General features: G+C 66.5%; 1 protein-coding gene. It reads left to right on the top strand.

Annotation, left to right across the window (positions count from 1 at the left end; all coding sequences use genetic code 11):
- Window positions 1-142: 142 nt before the first annotated feature.
- The coding region (locus tag V5E28_RS49125; RefSeq protein ID WP_336217208.1) for a transposase family protein at window positions 143-538 on the top strand (396 nt) is incomplete at its 3' end.

Raw genomic sequence — 538 nt, 5'->3', positions numbered from 1 at the left:
GGCTCTTCGAACTTGATCGGGGTTGAGGCCTGACTGCTCGTGCTCGCGTGGCTGGGGTGCGTTCGGCTCTTGAGGGAGCTCGCGGCTCCTGTCGATCATTTCTGTTGTCGACGCAGAAGATCACAACAGAGAAGCCGCGAGCATGGTCAACGATACGACCCGATTACTGGGCTTGGATGGCCTGGCCGTCGTCGAGGTCATCGCACGAGATGAACACGCTGGTCAGGGGCCAATCGTCTGGTTGGCGACGATGGACGAACGGGCGCGGGTGTGCCCCGGCTGCGGGGTGATGGCCACCCGGATGAAGGAGTGGGTGACCACTCGGCCGCGGGATCTACCGGTGGCCGGGCGTCGCTGTGAGCTGCTGTGGCGCAAGAGACGCTGGATCTGTTCGACGGCGGTGTGCCCGCGCAAGACGTTCACCGAGCAGGTGCCGCAGGTGCCCGCGCGAGCGCGGCTGACCCAGCGGTTACGCCAGGCCAGCGGGATGGCGGTGGCCGACGGCGGTCGCACGATCGTGCAGTCGGCGCGCGATCAC

This window comes from Nonomuraea sp. LPB2021202275-12-8, assembly GCF_037044575.1.
Lineage (GTDB): Bacteria > Actinomycetota > Actinomycetes > Streptosporangiales > Streptosporangiaceae > Nonomuraea.
The sequence above is the reverse complement of the archived record's forward strand: the minus strand, read 5'-3'. Positions and strand labels throughout refer to the sequence as shown.